Below are 17,136 nucleotides of genomic sequence, written 5' to 3' on the forward strand. Positions count from 1 at the left end.
AGCCACTCCGGGCACTAAAATCCGATGCTGACCGGCCGCACTGTGTCGGTGCGGGCAGCCTCGCTTCTGCTCACGCTGTGGCTGGTCAGCATGCTGGTGTTCTTCGCCGGGCAGGTTCTGCCCGGCGATGTCGGTCGCCTCATGCTCGGGCCGTTCGCCGATGCCGAGGCCGTCGCGGCGCTGAACAGGCAGCTCGGCGCCGACCAGCCGGTGCTCGTGCAATACTGGCACTGGTTCAGCAGCGTGCTGTCAGGCGACTTCGGCACCTCCCTGTCGCTGCGTCTGCCGGTGGCGCCCTTCGTTCTGGAAAGCCTCAAGCGCTCGGCGGCCCTTGCCGGAATTATCCTCGTCTTTCTGCTGCCGCTGGGCATCGGCGCCGGCATCGTCGCCGGTCTCAACCAGGGCCGCTTTATCGACCGCCTGATCGTACTCGCCGGCGTGTCCTTCGGCATCGTCCCGGACTTCGTCTCCGGCCTGCTGTTGCTCATCGTCTTCGGCCTGTGGCTGAACTGGTTCCCGATCACCGGCGCTGCTCCCGATGGCGCAGGGCTGTGGGTCAGTGGCTATTATCTGATCCTGCCGGCGCTGCCGCTGGTGCTGAACCTCGCCGGCTACATCGCCCGCATGACGCGGGCCGGCGTGATCGAGGCGCTGGCCGCCGACTATACGCGCACCGCCGTCCTGAAAGGCCTCGAGCGGCGCGAAATTCTCGTCCGGCACGTGCTGCGCAATGCGCTGACCCCGACCATCGCCGTGCTCGCGACCCAGACCGGTTACATGCTTGGCGGGCTGGTGGTGATCGAAGCGCTGTTCGGCATACAGGGTCTCGGCAATCTGGTGCTCAACGCCGCCAAGTCGCGTGACTTCCCGATGCTCGAAGCCGGCGTGCTGGTCATGGCGACCATCTTCGTGCTGTCGGCCGCGGCAGGCGATCTCGTGAATGCCTTGCTCGATCCGCGGCAGCGCCGCCGTGTGTCGCCATGATGGAACTGATGGGATTGCCGGAGCGCCGTACGCTGCGCTGGCGGGCAGCAAGTCGCATCCGCGAGACTGTTTCGCAGCTGCCGCCCTCGGTCATCATCGGCTCGCTGATCCTGCTGTTCTGGGTCGGCTGTGCCGTGTTCGGCAGCCTGTTTGTGCCCTGCGATCCCTATGCCGAGGATTTCCTCGTCATGCTGGCGCCGCCCGACGCCGCGCACTGGTTCGGCACCGACCAGCTCGGTCGTGACGTGCTGTCGCGCATCGTCGTCGGCTCGCGTGACATCCTGCTGGTCGCGCCGGCAGCAACCCTGCTCGGCGTAGCCGCCGGCAGTGTGCTTGGCCTCGTGCTCGGCTATTTCGACGGGCTGATCGACGCCATCGGCGCCAGGCTGCTCGACACGCTGATGGCTTTTCCCTTCATCGTGCTCGTCACCATGACGCTGGTCGCGCTCGGGCCGTCCAACCTCACCGTCATCCTGGTGATCGGCATCGCCTATGCGCCGCTGGTGGCGCGAACGGTGCGCGCCGCCGTGCGCGAACAGCGCGACCGCGACTATGTCAGCGCCGCCCGTCTCGGCGGCGAGAGCGCTCTTGCCATCATGTTCCTCGAGATCCTGCCCAATGTCAGGGAAACCATCCTCATCGAGCTGGTCACAAGGCTTGGCTACGCCTTCTTTTCGATCGCCACGCTGAGCTTCCTCGGCCTCGGCATCCAGCCTCCCTCAGCCGATTGGGGACTGGCGGTCGCCGACGGCTACGGCTTCCTGACCGGCGGCAAATGGTGGGTGGTGATCTTCAACTCGGCGGCCATCGTTTCGCTTGTCATGGCAACCAATCTGATCGCGCAAGGCATGGGCGCCTTCGAAAACAGCGATCGGTGAAGAGCGCAACGCTCAGCAAAGCTGACGCGCAATCGCGGACCGTGCGCTAAAATCATTCCTCGTGATTCGGCTCTGACAGGGCCTCAAAGCAAGGAACGGCATGAGCAAGGCCCTCATTACATTCGCATTGGTCGCGGTGCTCACCGCATTGCTCATGGCGCTCAGCCTGGCGGTGGCCAGGCACGGCTATCCCTATGGCGCGATCGGCGTGCGGCGGCTGGACGGTATTGCCGATGCCGGCTCGTTCCTGCCGCTCGCCGCCGTCTATTTTTTCGGCGCCATGCTGATGATGATCCTGCCGATCCGCGCCGCCGGCATCGTCTTGACCCATGCTGCGGATGCGCTGTTCTGGGCGGTGATTGCCCTGTTCGCCACAATTGTCGGCTGTCTCGTCGCCCGCTGGGCTTTCGGCCAGAGCAGCGTGCTGTGGGCGCTCCTGAACTGGCGTTTCCTGTTCGCCGCGGCCATCGTTGGCAGCCATTTCACCATGAACGAGCTGCGCCGCAACATCCTGCTCAGGAGCTTGTTCTTCGTCATCTTCGCCGCGGCGACGCTGGCTTGCCTGTTCTGGACTTTTCCGACCTGACAGGGCCGCTTCATATTGTCCATCTTGAGGTCGCGGCTTTCATAGCCGCGCGCCATCGGCTATCCAGTCCGCAGCTAGATTTCAGCCCTCACAGTGTCGTCATTTGTCTGATAAATAATTCAGGCATACGGCACCCCCAGCGAACCAATACAAGGAAACCGCGACATGAGCCTGTTTCGTAAAAATCTGATCGATGGCGAGTGGGTGGGCGAGGCCGGCTCGCGCAACATCAATCCCTCGAACACGGGCGATGTCGTTGGCGAATATGCCTCGGCCGGCGCCGAACAGGCAAAGCAGGCCATAGCGGCGGCCAAAGCCGCCTTCCCGGCCTGGTCGCGTTCGGCGCCGCTGGTGCGCCACGCCGTGCTGAAAAAGGCGTCGGACGAGATCATGGCGCGCAAGGACGAGATCGGCCGCGCGCTGTCGCGCGAAGAGGGTAAGACGCTGGCCGAGGGCATTGGCGAGACCATCCGCGCCGCCCAGATCTTCGACTTCTTCGCCGGCGAGACGCTGCGCCTGTCGGGTGAATTGGTGCCCAGCGTGCGCCCGGGCGTCGGCGTCGAGATCACCCGCGAAGCCGTTGGTGTGGTCGGCATCATCACGCCGTGGAATTTCCCGATCGCCATTCCCACCTGGAAGATCGCGCCGGCGCTCGCCCACGGCAACACCATCGTCTTCAAGCCGGCCGAACTCGTTCCCGAAAGCGCCTGGACCATCGTCGACATCCTGCACCGCGCCGGCCTGCCGAAAGGCGTGCTGAATCTCGTGATGGGCAAGGGCTCGGTGGTCGGCCAGGCCATGCTTGACAGCCCCGACCTCAACGCCATCACCTTCACCGGCTCGGTCGGCACCGGCAAACGCGTCGCCGCCGCAAGCGTCGAGCATATGCGCAAGTTCCAGCTCGAAATGGGCGGCAAGAACCCGATGGTCGTGCTTGATGACGCCGACCTCGCCACGGCGGTCGAATGCGCCATCAACGGCGCCTATTTCTCGACCGGCCAGCGTTGCACGGCCTCTTCTCGCCTGGTGGTGACCGAGGGCATTCACGACCGCTTCGTCGCCGCGCTCAAGGAGCGCCTGGAAAAGCTCGTCATCGGCGATGCGCTCGACACCAAGACCCAGATAGGACCGGTCGTCGATGCGAGCCAGCTCAAGCAGGACGAGGATTACATCGCCATCGGCAGCAAGGAAGGCGCCAACCTCGCTTTCGGCGGCGAGCGGCTCGATCGCGAAACGCCCGGCTTCTACCTCAGGCCGGCACTGTTCACCGAGAGCACCAACGCCATGCGCATTTCGCGCGAAGAAATCTTCGGGCCGGTCGCCAATGTCATCCGTGTCAAGGATTATGACGAGGCGCTGGCGGTTGCCAATGACACCCCCTTCGGCCTGACGTCCGGCATCTGCACCTCGAGCCTCAAGCATGCCACGCATTTCCGGCGCAACTCCGAAGCCGGCATGGTGATGGTCAATCTGCCGACGGCGGGCGTCGATTTCCACGTCCCGTTCGGTGGTCGCAAGGGCTCGAGCTACGGCCCGCGCGAGCAGGGCCGCTATGCCGCGGAATTCTACACCACGGTAAAGACGGCCTATACATTTGCCGGCTGATCGCGGGGGAACCGATGACGGCGGCGAAAGAGGACCTGACCTGGCTCAACCCGCCGCCGCATCATGTTGTCGGCGACGACACGGTGCATGTGCGCACCGGCAAGGAAACCGACTTCTGGCGCGAGACCTTTTACGGCTTCTGGCGTGACAATGGCCACTTCCTCTACCGGCCGGTCGAGGGTGATTTCAGCGCCGAGGTCACCGTAAAGGGCGACTACAAGGTGCTCTACGACCAGGCCGGGCTGATGCTGCGGCTGAGTGAAACGCACTGGATCAAGGCCGGCATCGAATACACCGACGGGCTGGCTTACTTTTCGGTGGTGGTCACCAACGACACCTCGGACTGGTCGCTGCTCAGCATTCCCACCGGCCCCGACGGCGTGCGCATCCGGCTGACCCGCCATGCCGAGGCGATCCGCATCCAATATCTTGATACCACCGATGGCAAGTGGAAGCCGGTGCGGCTGGCTTATTTCCCGATCTCCAAATCCGTCGATGTCGGCATGATGTGCTGCTCGCCGCAGCGCGAAGGGTTTGAGGTAACATTCTCCGGCTTTACTGTCGGCCCGCCGATTTCCAAGCAATTGCACGACTGACGGACATATCGATGGCGGACTAACCGTCTGCCCGATGCTGGAAGAACTGCAAAAACAGCTCCCGTTCGGTGGTTATGTCGAGCTTCTCGTAGATGCGGCGGCGGTGGTTCTTCACCGTGCCGACGGCGATGCCGAGCCGTTCCGCGATGTTGGCGGTCGGATGTCCCGCCAGGATCAACTGCACCAATTCCCGCTCGCGCAGCGACAGCTCCGGCCACAGGCTCGCCGGGATGGTCGGCTCCTGCCGGGGCGAGGCGCCGGGGCCGGTCGGCGCCGATGTGCGGGAGAATTCCGTCCCCCGCGCCTCAATGTCGAGTGCATGCAGCGCCTCGAACACCGGCAGCCGCTCGTCCAGCAGGGCGATCTCGCTCTCCTTGAAGGTGGAGGTCGAGCGGTCGAGGAAGATGCCGAGGCACCAGTCGCCGCCATCGGCCAGCATGATGCCGACCTCATCGCAGATTTCCGACTGCGCCAGGAAGCCGGCTATGTACTGGCCGCGCTTGGCCTCGTCATCGGCAAGCCGCTTCAGCGGCAGGATGCCCAGCCTCTGCTCACGCCGCCACGAGGCATAGAACGGGTCGAAGACGTAGTAATTGTCGAGATAGCGCCGGACCATCTCGTCGGAGAAGCGCCGGTGCTTGATGAATTCCGGCGTCTGCGTCGCCGAATATCGTGTCACGGTGACGAGATCGTGCTCGATATCGGCGCCGATCAGGTCAATCAGGCAGTCGACATGCCTGTCCGTACCGGTGGCGGCAATCGCCCTGGCGAGCGGCCCCCAGATATTGCCCATGCGCATGCCCTTTTCTCGGCGATCCCGGTCCGGCGGTCATTGTGTCTTTTGGCATATGGCGCAAGGCCGCCCAAGGAATCTAGCTTGAGCCATCCTAGAGCAATCCCGAGGCGACCGTGACCCAACCCAACCTCACCAGCCCCATCGTCGGCAATCCAATCGTCATCGGCATCGACGCCGGCGGCACCATGACCGACACGATCCTTGTCGATCAGGACGGCCACTTCAAGATCGGCAAGTCGGCAACCACGCCGAAGAACGAGGCCGAAGGCTTCCTCGCATCGGCCGAAGACGCGGCGGATGCCTGGGGCATCTCGCTGGAGCAGCTGTTCTCCGGCGTCAACGTCGTGCTCTATTCCGGCACCGGCATGCTCAACACACTGTTGTCGCGCACCGGGCGCCGGCTGGGCCTGATCACCACCAAGGGTCTCGAAGACATGATCCTGATGGGTCGCGGCCTGCAGGCCTGGGCCGACTATTCCTATGCCGACCGGCTGCATGCGGTGACGCACCACCATCCCGATCCGCTGGTGCCGCGCCGTCGCACCCATGGCGTCACCGAGCGCATCGACCAGTTCGGCGACATCGTGCTGCCGCTCTACGAGCATGAAGTCGCGATTGCGGCCAGGAAGCTGATTGCCGACAAGGTCGAGGCGATCTGCATCATGACCATCTTCTCGCACGTCAATCCGGTGCACGAAAAGCGCATCGCCGAGATATGCCGCGAGGAGGTGCTGAAAGCCGGCGCCGACATCCTCATCTACACCAGCCACGAGGTCCGCCCGGTCATCCGCGAACAGTCGCGGCTGAACTCGGTGCTGATCGAAGCCTACGCGACGTCGCGCGGCCGCAAGCAGCTTAGGGGTATCGAGGACGTTTCGAAAAAATACGGCTTCAAATACGGCGTGCAGACGCTGCTGTCCTTTGGCGGCCTGACCTCAATCAACCATCCGCGCCTGCACGAAACCATGATTTCCGGCCCGATCGGCGGTATTCTCGGCGCGGCCTATGTCGGCAAGCTCATCGGCAACGACTCCCTGATCTGCTCGGACATGGGCGGCACCTCCTTCGACATGGGCGTCATCTCGCGCGGCCAGACGCGGATCGAGAACGAGCCGCTGATGGACCGTTTCAAGCTCAACGTGCCGACGCTGCATCTCGACACGATCGGCGCCGGCGCCGGCATGATCCTCAAGGTCGACCCGCTGACCAAGAAAGTCTCGCTCGGGCCGGAAAGCGCCGGTTCCGACCCCGGCCCCATCTGCTTCGCCAAGGGCGGCACTGAACCCACCATCGCCGATTGCGACGCCATACTAGGCCGCCTCAACCCGTATTATTTCCTCGGCGGCAAGGTCGTCTTGCAGGTCGAGAAGGCGCGCAAAGCGTTTGAGGAAAAATGCTCCAGCATCCTTGGCGTCGGTGTCGAGGAGGCTGCCGAAGGCATGATCGACATGCTGGAAGCCGATGCCAACAACGCGCTGCGCCGGGTCATCTCCGGCCAGGGCATCCATCCCTCGGAATTCACGCTGCTGTCCTATGGCGGCTCGGGTCCGCTGCATCTGGCCGGCTGCTCCAGGGGCATCGGCTTCAAGGACATCATCACCTTCCAGTTTGCCGCCGCCTTCTCGGCCTTCGGCTGCACCACCGCCGATTTCATGCGTCGGCATTCGGTCTCGACGCAGCACGACATCGGCGCCCGCGCAAGCGATGACGAGCTGCTCGCTTTCGGCAAGAAGGTCACCGACGTCTGGAATGATCTCACCAAGGCGGCGGTCGACGAGATGATCAGCGACGGCCATATCAGAGACAAGATCAAGACCGTGCCGTTCCTGATGATGCGCTACACCGGCCAGCTCGAGGATGTCGAGGTCATGGCACCGCTTGCCGAGGTCAATTCGGCTGACGACATGCGTAGGGTCATCGACGAATTCGAGGCGGTCTACGCCAAGGTCAACCATCGCGTTTCGCGCTATGGCGAAGCCGGCTTCACCATCACCGAGCTCGGATTGATCGCCACCGCCGACAAGGTCAAGCCGGTGCTCTTGAAGCGCCCGCTGGGCAAGTCGGCCCCGGCAGCAGCGCACAAGGGCGTGCGCGAGGCCTATATCGGGGGACGCTGGCACAAGGCCAATCTCTACGAGATGGACCTACTGCAGCCCGGCCATGAGGTGATCGGTCCGGCCATCATCGAACATCCCGCCACCACGCTCGTTGTTCATCCGCAGGACCGTGTCCACGTCGATGAGTGGACGCTGCTGCATTACACCCATTCTTGAAAGGGCACCGCCATGTTGGACAGACCTGCCTCGGCCCTGCGCCTTCGCGAACGGCTGCTCGATTCAGAACGGCTGATGGAAGAGACCGGCTGCTATGACGGCATCACCGAGCTCACGCTACGCAACCAGGACCCGCTGAAATTCGAGACGCTGCACACCAAGCTGCGTGCCTATTGCGTCTCGGCCCGCGAAATGGCCCGCCGCATCTCGGCCTCGCCCGGCGTGCGCGAAGTCGGCGAAATGGTGGTGGCGATCTATACGCCCGAGGGCGATGCGATCGCGCTGTCCAACGGCATCATGGTCCACGTCCACACGATGAGCCGCTTCATCAAATGGATGATCGGGAACAATTACGAGGAAAACCCGAAGATCCGCGAAGGCGACATCTTTGCCAACAACGATGCCTTCATCGGCACAGTGCAGGTGCCCGACGTCATGGACGTGGTGCCGATCTTCCATGAAGGCACGCTGGTCGGCTGGGCCGGTGCGGTCTGCCACGAGCTCGAAGCCGGCGGCATCACGCCCGGCGGCGACGTCTGCCTGGCGCAGGAGCGCTTCACCGAAGGCCTGTTCGTCTGCGCCGAGAAGATCGGCGAGAATGACGAGATCCGCCGCGACTACGTCATCCGCTGCGAGCGCAATCTACGCATGCCGATCTACTGGGTGCTCGACGAGAAGGCCAAGGTCGCCTCCTGCATCGACATGCGCGAAAGCGTCAAGCAGCTGATCTCGGAGATCGGCCTCGACTACTGGATGAAGGTATCGAAGGAGTTCATTGAGGAGGGTCGTCGTGCCCAGCTCGCCCGCACCCGCCAGCTCACCGTGCCCGGCATCTATCGCGGCCACACCTTCTATGGCCATGTCACGACGGGCAAGCCCGGCTTCCAGCTGCTTGGCGATCCCGACTGGCTCTACAACATCCCGATCGAGATGGAGATCACCACCGACGGCAAGATCACCATGGACTTCGAGGGCACGCAGCCCTGGGGCTACCATTCGATGAACTGCACGCCGGCCGGCATGGATGGCGGCATGTTCGTCACCTTGACCCAGCACATGAATTTCGAGGGCCTGGTCAATGACGGCGCCTGGATGGCGACCGAGCTGAAGCTGCCGCACGGCACCTGGACCAACCCCGACAATGAGATGGTGGCGACCGCCACATCCTGGGCGCTGCTGCTGCCGGCCTATGGCGTGTTCCAGCGCCTTTTGTCGCGCGGCTTCGTCGCGCGCGGCTTCGTCGAGGAAGCCTTCGTTGGCCAGGTCAACAGCCCGATGATCGAGATGGGCGGCGAAAGCCAGTACGGTACGCCGTTCGGCATGGCGCATTTCGAATGCGCCGCCGCCGGCTCCGGCGCGCTGGCCATCGCCGACGGCCTCGACACCGCCTATGTCGGCTGGAATCCGGAATCCGACATGGGCAACATCGAGGTCTGGGAACAATCGATGCCGATGGTCTATATCGGCCGCTCGATCGTCCCCAATTCAGGGGGCGCCGGCAAATATCGCGGCGGCTGTTCCTTCGTCTCGACCTGGCTGATCAACAAGACCTCGCACCTGCGACTGCACACCTCGGAACACTCCTCGCGGGTATTCGACAATGGCGGCATGTGCGGCGGTTATCCCGCGCCGACCTGCCAGAAGCATCGCGCGGTGCGCAACTCCAACATCCACGAACTGGCGGCAAAAGGCGAACCGCTCGCGCATGCCCCAGGTATCGATCCGCATGTCTCCGACTACGAGAAGAACATCGGCGGCGACCATGCCGTGGTCGAAGGCCCCTACATCACCTCGCCGCACAAGTCGGGGGACATCTTCAGCCATTCCTACAATGGTGGCGGCGGCTACGGCGACGTGCTGGAGCGCGATCCGGTCAAGACCGCCTGGGATGCCGAGAACGGTTTTCTCACCCGCCAGGCGGCGATCCAGATTTTCGGCATCGTGCTGAAGGACGACGCCGAGGGTTATCCGGTTGCCGATATCGACGCCACCGTCGAACGTCGTGCCGCCATGCGCAGAGAGCGTCTGGCCAAGGCGATCCCGGTTTCGGACTGGATCGCTGCCGAACGCGGCCGTGTCGAGAAGGCCGACTTCGCGCCCGAGGTGAAGAAAATGTATGCCAGCGCGATCAAGCTATCGTCGCGCTTCACCAGGGATTTCAGTGATTTCTGGACCGTCGACGCCAGATCGATCTTCATGCCGGGAGCAAAGCCATGACCTCATACAGCAAGGAAGTCCTCGGCGATCTCTCAGCCGGCAAGCTGCCCTGGCCGCAGACAAAGCGCATCATGAGCGCCTACAAGGACGACGACCGCTTCTTCAAGATGCTCGCCGTCTATCAGGACCGTGTCGCATGGAAGGACCCGATCCTGCTGCCGGTCTCGGATCACCTCTTCATCTGCCAAAGCGGCGATGAACGGATCACCCGCTGCGAATGCGGCCACTCCTTCGGCGACTACCGCAAGAACTGGAAGCTCAAGGCTGCGATCAACGTGCGAAACACCGAGGAAGCGCTGCGCGAGATCTATCCCAACAGCGATATCCCCGATCCGCAATGGATGGAAATTCGCGAATTCATCTGTCCACAATGCGGCACCATGCACGAAGTGGAAGCGGCGGCGCCGGGCTACCCGATCGTCCATGATTTCGAGCCAGATCTCGAAGGCTTCTACCGCGAGTGGCTGGGCAAACCGCTTTAGCGAAACTCGATGTTACGGCCGCGTTGCCGGCAAGGTAGCGCTCCTAGCCGGCGACGGACTATGAATAAACGCATCGTACGTCGCATCGGAGACTGCCCACCATGACAGACCTTTCCGGCCGCAGCGCCATCGTCACCGGCGGGTTTTCCGGCATGGGTTTCGCCATTGCTACGGCCCTGGCGCAAGCCGGCGCCAATGTCGCCGTCGGCTCCTACATCGCGCCCGCCGGCGCCGACAGATCCGACGCCGCCTACTATCCCGGCGCCGATGAACTCGAGGGCGTGCGGTTGGCCCTGTCGGCACACGGCACCAGGGTTTGTGCCGCCCATCTCGATGTCCGCGACAGCGAGGTGACCAACCGGTTTGCAGCCGACGTGCAGGCCGCCATCGGCCCGGCCGACATACTGGTCAATGCCGCGGGCACCACCGCCGAACAGCCGGTCTGCGGCCATTCCGACGCGCTGTGGGACAAGATCGTCGACACCAATCTCAGCGGAGCGTTCCGCGTCACGCGAGCTGTGCTGCCCGGCATGATCGAGCGCGGCTGGGGCCGTATCGTCAACATCGGCTCGACGGCGGCTTCCGTCGGCTGGAAGGACAACCCGGCCTACTGCGCCTCGAAGGCCGGGCTGCTCGGCCTTACCCGCTGTGTAGCGCTGGAAGGCGCCGCGCACGGTGTCACTTGCGTCATGATCAGCCCGACCTGGGTCGAGACCGAACTGATGCGCCGCAACGTGGCGCAGGTCGTCGAGCGTGAGGGCAAGGGCAGAACCGCCGAGGAAGCGATGGCCGAGATCGCCAAGGGCAATCCCCAGCAGCGCATGCTGCAGCCGCAGGAAATCGCGGCTCTAGCCGTGTTCCTGTGCTCGGATCTGGCCAAGGGCATCACCATGGAAAACATCCAGGTCACCGGCGGAGCGCTGTGGTAGCGGCCACAGTTTGAATTTTCGAACGAGCGAGCCGCATTAACGCCATTTGTCGGTTGCATGGTCGTTTTGGCCCTGCCTGCGGCAACTTTACCCCTCGCGGCAAATTTACCATTGAGTGACAGGCGATAGAGGTTATATTGTGCACTGCACAATGGATGCCCGCTGATCGGGGTCCGGCAAGGGCAGGTTCCGGCGATCGCGCATGACGCAGAAAAGCCGACCATGGGCGCTTCAGCCCAGCCGAAAGGCGGCAGCATGAGAAATCCGGTACGGATATGAAGATCCCGAAAGCCATTCTGATCGATCCGGACAACAACAAGGCCTATGCCGCCTTCGCCGTTGCGGTGTCGGTCTTTGCCTTCGCCTACTCCACCAATTTCGGCCAGATCCTGATCCTCGCCTACTATCTGGTATGGCTGCCGCTGCTGTTCGTCGATTACCGGCGTTTCGCCCGCGATCTCTCCAGCGCCTGGCTGCCGCTGCTGTTTGCGGCCTATGTCTGCCTGTCGCTGTTCTGGTCACAAGCGGCCGGCACCAGCGCGCGGGCGGGGCTGCAATATTTCTCCCACATGCTGTGCGCCTACATCGCGGCGCGCACCATCAGCACGCGCACGCTGGTGCTGGGCTCGCTGATCGGCATCTTCATCGTGCTGCTGTATTCGCTGAAGGTTGGCGCCTATGCGCTCGACACTATCGACGGCACCACCAATTTCGTCGGCGCCTTCGGCTCCAAGAACCAGATCGGCTTCTTCGCCTCGCTCGGCATCTTCTTCTGCTTCGCTTTTCTGGCCTTCTACCGGCGCAACTGGATGAGCTTCGTCTGGACCGCGCCGATCATCCTGCTGTCGGTCTATATGCTGGCGATCGCCCACTCGGCGACGTCGGTCGCTTCGCTTCCGGCGGTGATCGGTGTCGTTGCCTTGCTTGCCATGAGCAAGGTTCTGTCACGCCGCTACCGCCGCGTGCTGTTCGTCGTCGGCGCTACCGCGCTGGTCGGCGGTGTGATGGCTGCGCTGAACCTTGGCCTGCTCGATGTCGTGCTCGGCATCTTCGGCAAGGATTCGACGCTGACCGGCCGCACCTATCTCTGGGAACAGGGCTGGGCCGCCGCGCAGCAGCGTCCGGTGCTCGGTTATGGCTATGCCGCCTACTGGATCCAGGGTTTTGCCGATCCGGAACGGCTCTGGGCCGAGTTCTACATCTCCACCCGCACCGGCTTCCATTTCCACAACACCTATATCGAGACGCTGGTCGAGCTCGGCTTCATCGGCGTGACGATGCTGGCGCTGATCATCCTGCGCTCCTTCTGGGGCCATGTTTCGAAGGTGGTGTTCGGTGACTGGAGCGCCGATTCAGTGGTGCTCGCCGGCGCGGTCGGCATGATGCTGATCCGCTCCTTCTTCGAGGTCGAGATCCTCGGCCCCTATTTCATGGCCTCGTTCATCGTCTATTACGGCCTGTTCAAGCTGCGCCCGGTGCCGCTCGCCAGGGCAAGGCGGGCCTATGTTCCGGTGCCGGACGAGAACACCGCCAACGGCCGCATGCCGGCGCGCGTCTGACTTGCTTATCTCACGCGACGGCGCGCTTGCGCAGCATCAGCCGCTGCAGGAAGCGGCGCAACGGCTCGTCATAGACGCGCGTGGCGATGTCGGCGATGACGATGACCGAAACCGCCATGACGATGCCGAACCAGGGATGATGCGCGAACGGGTCGATCGCTGCGGCCTTGCCCGCCCCGGCGATGATCATCAGCAGCGGCGTGTGGATGATGTAGATCGGGTAGGAAATCCGCCCCAGCCAGCCATAGAGGCCTGACAGGCGCGGCGCCGTCGGCGCAATAGTGCCGACCACCACCAGCGCCGGGAAAACAAAGACGACGCAGGCGAGATCGTAGGCGACGCGCGCGCCGCCGGCCGGCGCGATGGCAAAGACGATGAGCGTCAGCGCGATCGCACCCTCGACCCACCAGCCGCGCCGCAGGAAGCCGAGCCCGCTTTGATAGCGTGTCATGGACCGGCAAAGCAGCACGCCCAGGAAGAACGAGAAACAGACGCGCGGCAGGCCGCTGATGATGGTCGAGCCGGTCATGCCGAAGTCGAGCGTGCCGGCAATGATAGAGACGACCACCAGCAACACCAGGCTGACGGCGATGAGCGTGCTCAGCACGCGTTTCGTCAGCAGGAAGAAGACGGCGACATAGGCTATGTTGACGATCAGCTCGAAGAACAGCGACCACGACGCGGGGTTGAGCGGAAAGATCGTGTGATAGGCATCGCTGACCAGCGGGATGAAGAACATGCCGGTCGTCAGCATGGTGCCGATCTCGGAGATCGGCATGTATTCCGCCGGAATCAGCCGGTTCTTGACGACGAGATAGAAGAAACCGAGCAGCGTGCCGGCGAGGTAGAGCGGGTAGAGGCGTATCAGGCGGATCGCCACGAACGTGCCGAAGCCCATGCCGTTTTCGATCTTGCGGTCATAGGCATGCGCGATAACGAAGCCGCTGAGCAGGAAGAACAGGTCGACCGCCAGATAGCTCGACGGCAGCACCTTGCCGGCGGCCAGGAACGGCGAGAAGTGGTAGAGCATGACGCTGATCGCCGCGACGCCGCGGATGGCATCGAGATTGAGATAGACGTGGCGCGGGGCAGCGGGCTGCATTTTTGCCTCAAGCGGTCGAAAACGGAAGTTCCCGCCCGCACCCTGGCGCGAACGAGCCGAACTTGTTCATCCCGCCCCTCCGTCGTTCCGGTCTAGCTGAGCGAGACAGGAACTTACTGGCTGGCCGTCGGCGCCAGCTTCACCTTGATGACGTCGCCCGGCAGCACCGGTGTATCTTCCTTGGCATCTATCTCGCTGGTCTTGCCGTCGGTCACGCGCACCAGCGAATAGATGAGCGCCGGCTCTTCATTGTTGTTTGTGATGGCGGCGGTCGTGGCCGGGTCCGATGCCTGGGCCATCAGGCCCTGTTGCATGTTGACCCTGAGTGCGGCTTCGTTGAGGTCTGCTTCGACCTGCTGCCGGTCGGCGGCAAGTCTCGAGTTCAACGTGTTCTGGGCATCGATGGCATCCTGCGTCGCCTTGCTGACCGACTGCTTGGCGGTGAGGATCGCCGTCTCATAGTCCAGGATCTTGCCCTGCAGATCGGTGACCGACTGTTGCGAGGAAAGCAGGCGTGCGTTGGCGACCAGGCCCTTTTGCGCCAGCGGACCGATACTGTCCGCCTGCTGCTGCGCCAGGTCGACCTGCTTTTGCTGGTTGACGATCTTTTTCTGCAGCGCCTCGATTTCGGACTGCAGGACCCCTTTCAGATCGTCAAGCGCCTGCAGCTTCAGCTTCAACGCTTTCTGGTCGGAGATCAGGATCTGCATTTCGTCGGAGACGATTGTCGCCAGGCGCGGGTCGCCCTCGACTTCCTTAGGCGCCTCGAAACTCTCCTTGCCGGCGAGATCGGCATCGATGCGGGCACGCTTGACGATCAACCGCACGCGCTGGTCGTCATAAATGTCGAAATTGCCCTTGGCGGTGATCAGGTCCTTGCCGAGCTGGGTGCCGTAATCGGCGTTGCGCCGGATGCCGCCGGCGATGCTGATCGCCTTGAGCACGTTCAGCTCCGGCACATAGGGAAACTGGCCAGGCGTCTGGATCTCGCCCGAGATGTAGAACGGCCGGAACTGCACCATTTCCACCGAGGCTTCGGGCTTGTCCGACAAGGCAAGCTTGCGCTGCAGGGCGACGCTGATCGCGGCCGCAACCTCCGACGTGGTCTTGCCGGCGGCCGGCAGTTCGCCGACGAACGGCACCGACAAATTGCCGGCTGGACCGACCGAATATTCGCCGTTTACCGCCGACCAGTCACGGAACGTGCCTTCCACCGTCTGCCACTCGGCGACGCGGATGTTGAGCTTGTCTTGCGAGCCGAGCCGGTACTCGTCGGCCATGGCCGGAACCGCGAGCGACAGAGCGAGGCACGTGGCGACGAGCCGTGCCGGCCGCATCGGGCCGGCAAGGCGAAAATACGCTGATATGTCTGTTTTCAACTGAACGTTTCCGATCCGTTTTGGCCCCATCCGCCCGATAGGCCTGCTGCCGAGTGCCTCCTTCGGAACCTGGCAGAATACTATGGCTGCAATGCGAGACCGGCCCATCACCGAATAGCTTTGGACCGGATTGGCTTCGGGCCGTACCGGCCCGATTGCTGACCAGTTGCGGTCGGTCAGTAGGAACCGCGCGACATCCACACCGCGGGCACGGTCTTGAGGATGATGCGAACGTCTTCGAACAGCGACCAGTTCTCGACATAGTGACGGTCGAACGCGACGCGACTGTCATAGGAGACATCGTTGCGTCCGCTGACCTGCCAAAGCCCGGTCAGGCCCGGCCGCGACTTCAAATAATAGACCGCGGCGCTGCCGTAGATCTCCAGCTCGTCGCGCACCACCGGGCGAGGCCCGACAAGGCTCATGTCGCCCTGCAGGATGTTGATGATCTGCGGCAGCTCGTCGAGGCTGAGCTTGCGCAGAACGGCGCCGACGCGGGTGACGCGCGGATCGTTCTTCAGCTTGCGGGTCGCGATCCATTCGGCGTTGGCTTCCGGATTGGCCGCGAGATAGGCGGCCAGCACACGTTCGCCGTCTTCGACCATGGTGCGGAACTTGAGGCAGGGGAAAATCCGCCCACCGCGTCCGATGCGCTTGTGGCCGTAGAAGATCGAGCCGCCGTCGGAAAGCTTGACCAGAAGGGCCACCATCAGGAACAGCGGGCTAAGCGCCACCAGGCCGACAAGTGAACCGAAAATATCGAAACTGCGCTTCAGCAGCCCGCCGATGGGTGGCGGAAAATCTACGCCGACATGCGAAAATGCCGCATTGGCCGACTTGGCAACGTCCCTCATGCAAAAGCTCCATACGTTGAACGGATGGTTTATGCCACGATACCAAAAAAATGCTGCAGCGCAACACACAATTTCCCATATGGCTGAAATAGTCACGTCAGGAATTGACTAAATAATAAACCCTCCTTGCCCAAATTTTGCCCTTTATGGCGGGTTTGTGACGAATAATTAGCAACCGTAGGAAATGTAATGCCTTTTTTCGGCGGGTTTTGGGCAAATCGTCCTTTGCCGCAGAGGGAACGGCTTTAACTGATTTTCGAATCACTGGCTTTGCTAAATTAATCAAGTAAAATACTAATCAACATTGCAGATTCTACTGTAGTATAAAGCGCATGACGAGTTAGGCCACCACCCCTGCGTGTGCATCGCAGCATGGCAGAGTCCAAGCCGCCGCCAAGCCGAAAATTATTGCTGGTTGCCCTTGCCGTCAGTTTCGCGCCTTAATAGAGTCGCAAATTATTCCTGATAGAGTCTGGATGGGTTGGGAAGGCCGGAAGCAACCGGCCGAAAAAGAGCAGCTAAATAAGCTCGCATGGCGAATGGGGAGATACTCGGGTGGGTAAGTCATCGCTTTTGCATGCTCGGGCCGGTTGACGGGCCGCCGAACATGTCATTACCAAAATTCATCATTGGAATGGTTTTCGCCCTCGCGATCGTGGTCGCGTGGTCCTATGTCGACGGCGCGACGGTCACCACAACGGTGCTTCGCGTCATCGGCTGCGCTGTCCTCATCCAAATCGGTTATTTCCTGCTGGTGTATGTGATGATCGCCAGGAGCGCGCCGACATCGGCCGACAGGGCTCGCGACGCCGAAAGAAGCCCCGGCGCCGACAAGGCGGTTGAAGGCGAGAAGCTCTCGGCGAGGCGCAGCGTGCATTGAGCAGTCTGAAGCCGCA

Annotated in this window: 15 protein-coding genes; 11 read left to right on the forward strand and 4 right to left on the reverse strand. The window is 62.6% G+C overall.

Going from position 1 to position 17,136, the window contains the following annotated elements; all coding sequences use genetic code 11:
- Nucleotides 1-24 precede the first annotated feature (24 nt).
- The 5 genes from NKI31_RS08055 to NKI31_RS08075 all read left to right on the forward strand — a co-directional run bounded on the left by NKI31_RS08055 (nt 25) and on the right by NKI31_RS08075 (nt 4,649).
- Nucleotides 25-984 carry an ABC transporter permease gene (locus NKI31_RS08055; RefSeq protein WP_031204151.1) on the forward strand — a complete coding sequence of 320 codons (960 nt, stop codon included), beginning with the start codon at nt 25-27 and terminating at the stop codon, nt 982-984.
- Nucleotides 981-1,862, forward strand: a complete 882-nt coding sequence (locus NKI31_RS08060) for an ABC transporter permease (protein WP_352651131.1) — start codon at nt 981-983, stop codon at nt 1,860-1,862. Before NKI31_RS08055 ends, NKI31_RS08060 begins: the two co-directional genes overlap by 4 nt.
- A gap of 100 nt (nt 1,863-1,962) precedes the next feature.
- Nucleotides 1,963-2,448, forward strand: a complete 486-nt coding sequence (locus tag NKI31_RS08065; protein ID WP_023694218.1) for a hypothetical protein — start codon at nt 1,963-1,965, stop codon at nt 2,446-2,448.
- Nucleotides 2,449-2,613: 165 nt separating this feature from the next.
- Entirely contained in the window at nt 2,614-4,053 is a 1,440-nt protein-coding gene (locus tag NKI31_RS08070) for an aldehyde dehydrogenase family protein (protein ID WP_023684246.1), read from the forward strand.
- Between the two features lie 14 nt (nt 4,054-4,067).
- Nucleotides 4,068-4,649 carry a DUF1349 domain-containing protein gene (locus NKI31_RS08075; RefSeq protein WP_352651134.1) on the forward strand — a complete coding sequence of 194 codons (582 nt, stop codon included), beginning with the start codon at nt 4,068-4,070 and terminating at the stop codon, nt 4,647-4,649.
- 19 nt (nt 4,650-4,668) lie between these two features.
- Here the strand turns inward: NKI31_RS08075 and NKI31_RS08080 are convergent, their stop codons facing one another.
- Nucleotides 4,669-5,448: a helix-turn-helix transcriptional regulator gene (locus NKI31_RS08080; protein ID WP_352580438.1), complete on the reverse strand. Its 780-nt coding sequence runs from the start codon at nt 5,446-5,448 to the stop codon at nt 4,669-4,671.
- A gap of 110 nt (nt 5,449-5,558) precedes the next feature.
- Between NKI31_RS08080 and NKI31_RS08085 the strand changes: the two genes are divergently transcribed.
- The 5 genes from NKI31_RS08085 (at nt 5,559) to NKI31_RS08105 (ending at nt 12,905) form a co-directional block, all read left to right on the forward strand.
- Nucleotides 5,559-7,718 (forward strand): hydantoinase/oxoprolinase family protein, encoded by a 2,160-nt coding sequence (locus tag NKI31_RS08085; protein ID WP_023745192.1) that lies wholly within the window; start codon nt 5,559-5,561, stop codon nt 7,716-7,718.
- Between the two features lie 12 nt (nt 7,719-7,730).
- Nucleotides 7,731-9,935, forward strand: a complete 2,205-nt coding sequence (locus NKI31_RS08090) for a hydantoinase B/oxoprolinase family protein (RefSeq protein ID WP_352651137.1) — start codon at nt 7,731-7,733, stop codon at nt 9,933-9,935.
- Nucleotides 9,932-10,417 (forward strand): acetone carboxylase subunit gamma, encoded by a 486-nt coding sequence (locus tag NKI31_RS08095; protein ID WP_023668821.1) that lies wholly within the window; start codon nt 9,932-9,934, stop codon nt 10,415-10,417. Before NKI31_RS08090 ends, NKI31_RS08095 begins: the two co-directional genes overlap by 4 nt.
- Before the next feature lie 101 nt (nt 10,418-10,518).
- Nucleotides 10,519-11,346 carry an SDR family NAD(P)-dependent oxidoreductase gene (locus NKI31_RS08100; protein WP_023668820.1) on the forward strand — a complete coding sequence of 276 codons (828 nt, stop codon included), beginning with the start codon at nt 10,519-10,521 and terminating at the stop codon, nt 11,344-11,346.
- A gap of 275 nt (nt 11,347-11,621) precedes the next feature.
- On the forward strand, nt 11,622-12,905 hold the full coding sequence (locus NKI31_RS08105; protein WP_023806171.1) for an O-antigen ligase family protein: 1,284 nt from the start codon (nt 11,622-11,624) through the stop codon (nt 12,903-12,905).
- 10 nt (nt 12,906-12,915) lie between these two features.
- On the opposite strand, the gene NKI31_RS08110 is transcribed toward NKI31_RS08105, so the two are convergent.
- The 3 genes from NKI31_RS08110 to NKI31_RS08120 all read right to left on the reverse strand — a co-directional run bounded on the left by NKI31_RS08110 (nt 12,916) and on the right by NKI31_RS08120 (nt 16,240).
- Nucleotides 12,916-14,007 carry an acyltransferase family protein gene (locus NKI31_RS08110; protein WP_352651140.1) on the reverse strand — a complete coding sequence of 364 codons (1,092 nt, stop codon included), beginning with the start codon at nt 14,005-14,007 and terminating at the stop codon, nt 12,916-12,918.
- A 113-nt stretch (nt 14,008-14,120) separates the two neighbouring features.
- Nucleotides 14,121-15,344, reverse strand: a complete 1,224-nt coding sequence (locus NKI31_RS08115; RefSeq protein ID WP_352651395.1) for a polysaccharide biosynthesis/export family protein — start codon at nt 15,342-15,344, stop codon at nt 14,121-14,123.
- Nucleotides 15,345-15,562: 218 nt separating this feature from the next.
- Nucleotides 15,563-16,240, reverse strand: coding sequence for a sugar transferase (locus NKI31_RS08120; RefSeq protein ID WP_023668816.1), 678 nt, complete (start codon nt 16,238-16,240; stop codon nt 15,563-15,565).
- Between the two features lie 634 nt (nt 16,241-16,874).
- Here NKI31_RS08120 and NKI31_RS08125 point away from each other — a divergent pair.
- On the forward strand, nt 16,875-17,120 hold the full coding sequence (locus tag NKI31_RS08125; protein ID WP_352651142.1) for an exopolysaccharide production repressor protein: 246 nt from the start codon (nt 16,875-16,877) through the stop codon (nt 17,118-17,120).
- Nucleotides 17,121-17,136 lie beyond the last annotated feature (16 nt).

It is taken from the genome of Mesorhizobium sp. M0659, from assembly GCF_040320605.1.
Lineage (GTDB): Bacteria > Pseudomonadota > Alphaproteobacteria > Rhizobiales > Rhizobiaceae > Mesorhizobium.

Bases quoted from the DNA above. Each gene is read 5' to 3' on its own strand.
- NKI31_RS08100 (WP_023668820.1), top strand. From the start codon at position 10,519: ATGACAGACCTTTCCGGCCGCAGCGCCATCGTCACCGGCGGGTTTTCC.
- NKI31_RS08055 (WP_031204151.1), top strand. From the start codon at position 25: ATGCTGACCGGCCGCACTGTGTCGGTGCGGGCAGCCTCGCTTCTGCTC.
- NKI31_RS08070 (WP_023684246.1), top strand. From the start codon at position 2,614: ATGAGCCTGTTTCGTAAAAATCTGATCGATGGCGAGTGGGTGGGCGAG.
- NKI31_RS08065 (WP_023694218.1), top strand. From the start codon at position 1,963: ATGAGCAAGGCCCTCATTACATTCGCATTGGTCGCGGTGCTCACCGCA.
- NKI31_RS08115 (WP_352651395.1), bottom strand. From the start codon at position 15,344: ATGCGGCCGGCACGGCTCGTCGCCACGTGCCTCGCTCTGTCGCTCGCG.
- NKI31_RS08080 (WP_352580438.1), bottom strand. From the start codon at position 5,448: ATGCGCATGGGCAATATCTGGGGGCCGCTCGCCAGGGCGATTGCCGCC.
- NKI31_RS08110 (WP_352651140.1), bottom strand. From the start codon at position 14,007: ATGCAGCCCGCTGCCCCGCGCCACGTCTATCTCAATCTCGATGCCATC.
- NKI31_RS08105 (WP_023806171.1), top strand. From the start codon at position 11,622: ATGAAGATCCCGAAAGCCATTCTGATCGATCCGGACAACAACAAGGCC.
- NKI31_RS08090 (WP_352651137.1), top strand. From the start codon at position 7,731: ATGTTGGACAGACCTGCCTCGGCCCTGCGCCTTCGCGAACGGCTGCTC.
- NKI31_RS08095 (WP_023668821.1), top strand. From the start codon at position 9,932: ATGACCTCATACAGCAAGGAAGTCCTCGGCGATCTCTCAGCCGGCAAG.
- NKI31_RS08120 (WP_023668816.1), bottom strand. From the start codon at position 16,240: ATGAGGGACGTTGCCAAGTCGGCCAATGCGGCATTTTCGCATGTCGGC.
- NKI31_RS08125 (WP_352651142.1), top strand. From the start codon at position 16,875: ATGGTTTTCGCCCTCGCGATCGTGGTCGCGTGGTCCTATGTCGACGGC.
- NKI31_RS08060 (WP_352651131.1), top strand. From the start codon at position 981: ATGATGGAACTGATGGGATTGCCGGAGCGCCGTACGCTGCGCTGGCGG.
- NKI31_RS08075 (WP_352651134.1), top strand. From the start codon at position 4,068: ATGACGGCGGCGAAAGAGGACCTGACCTGGCTCAACCCGCCGCCGCAT.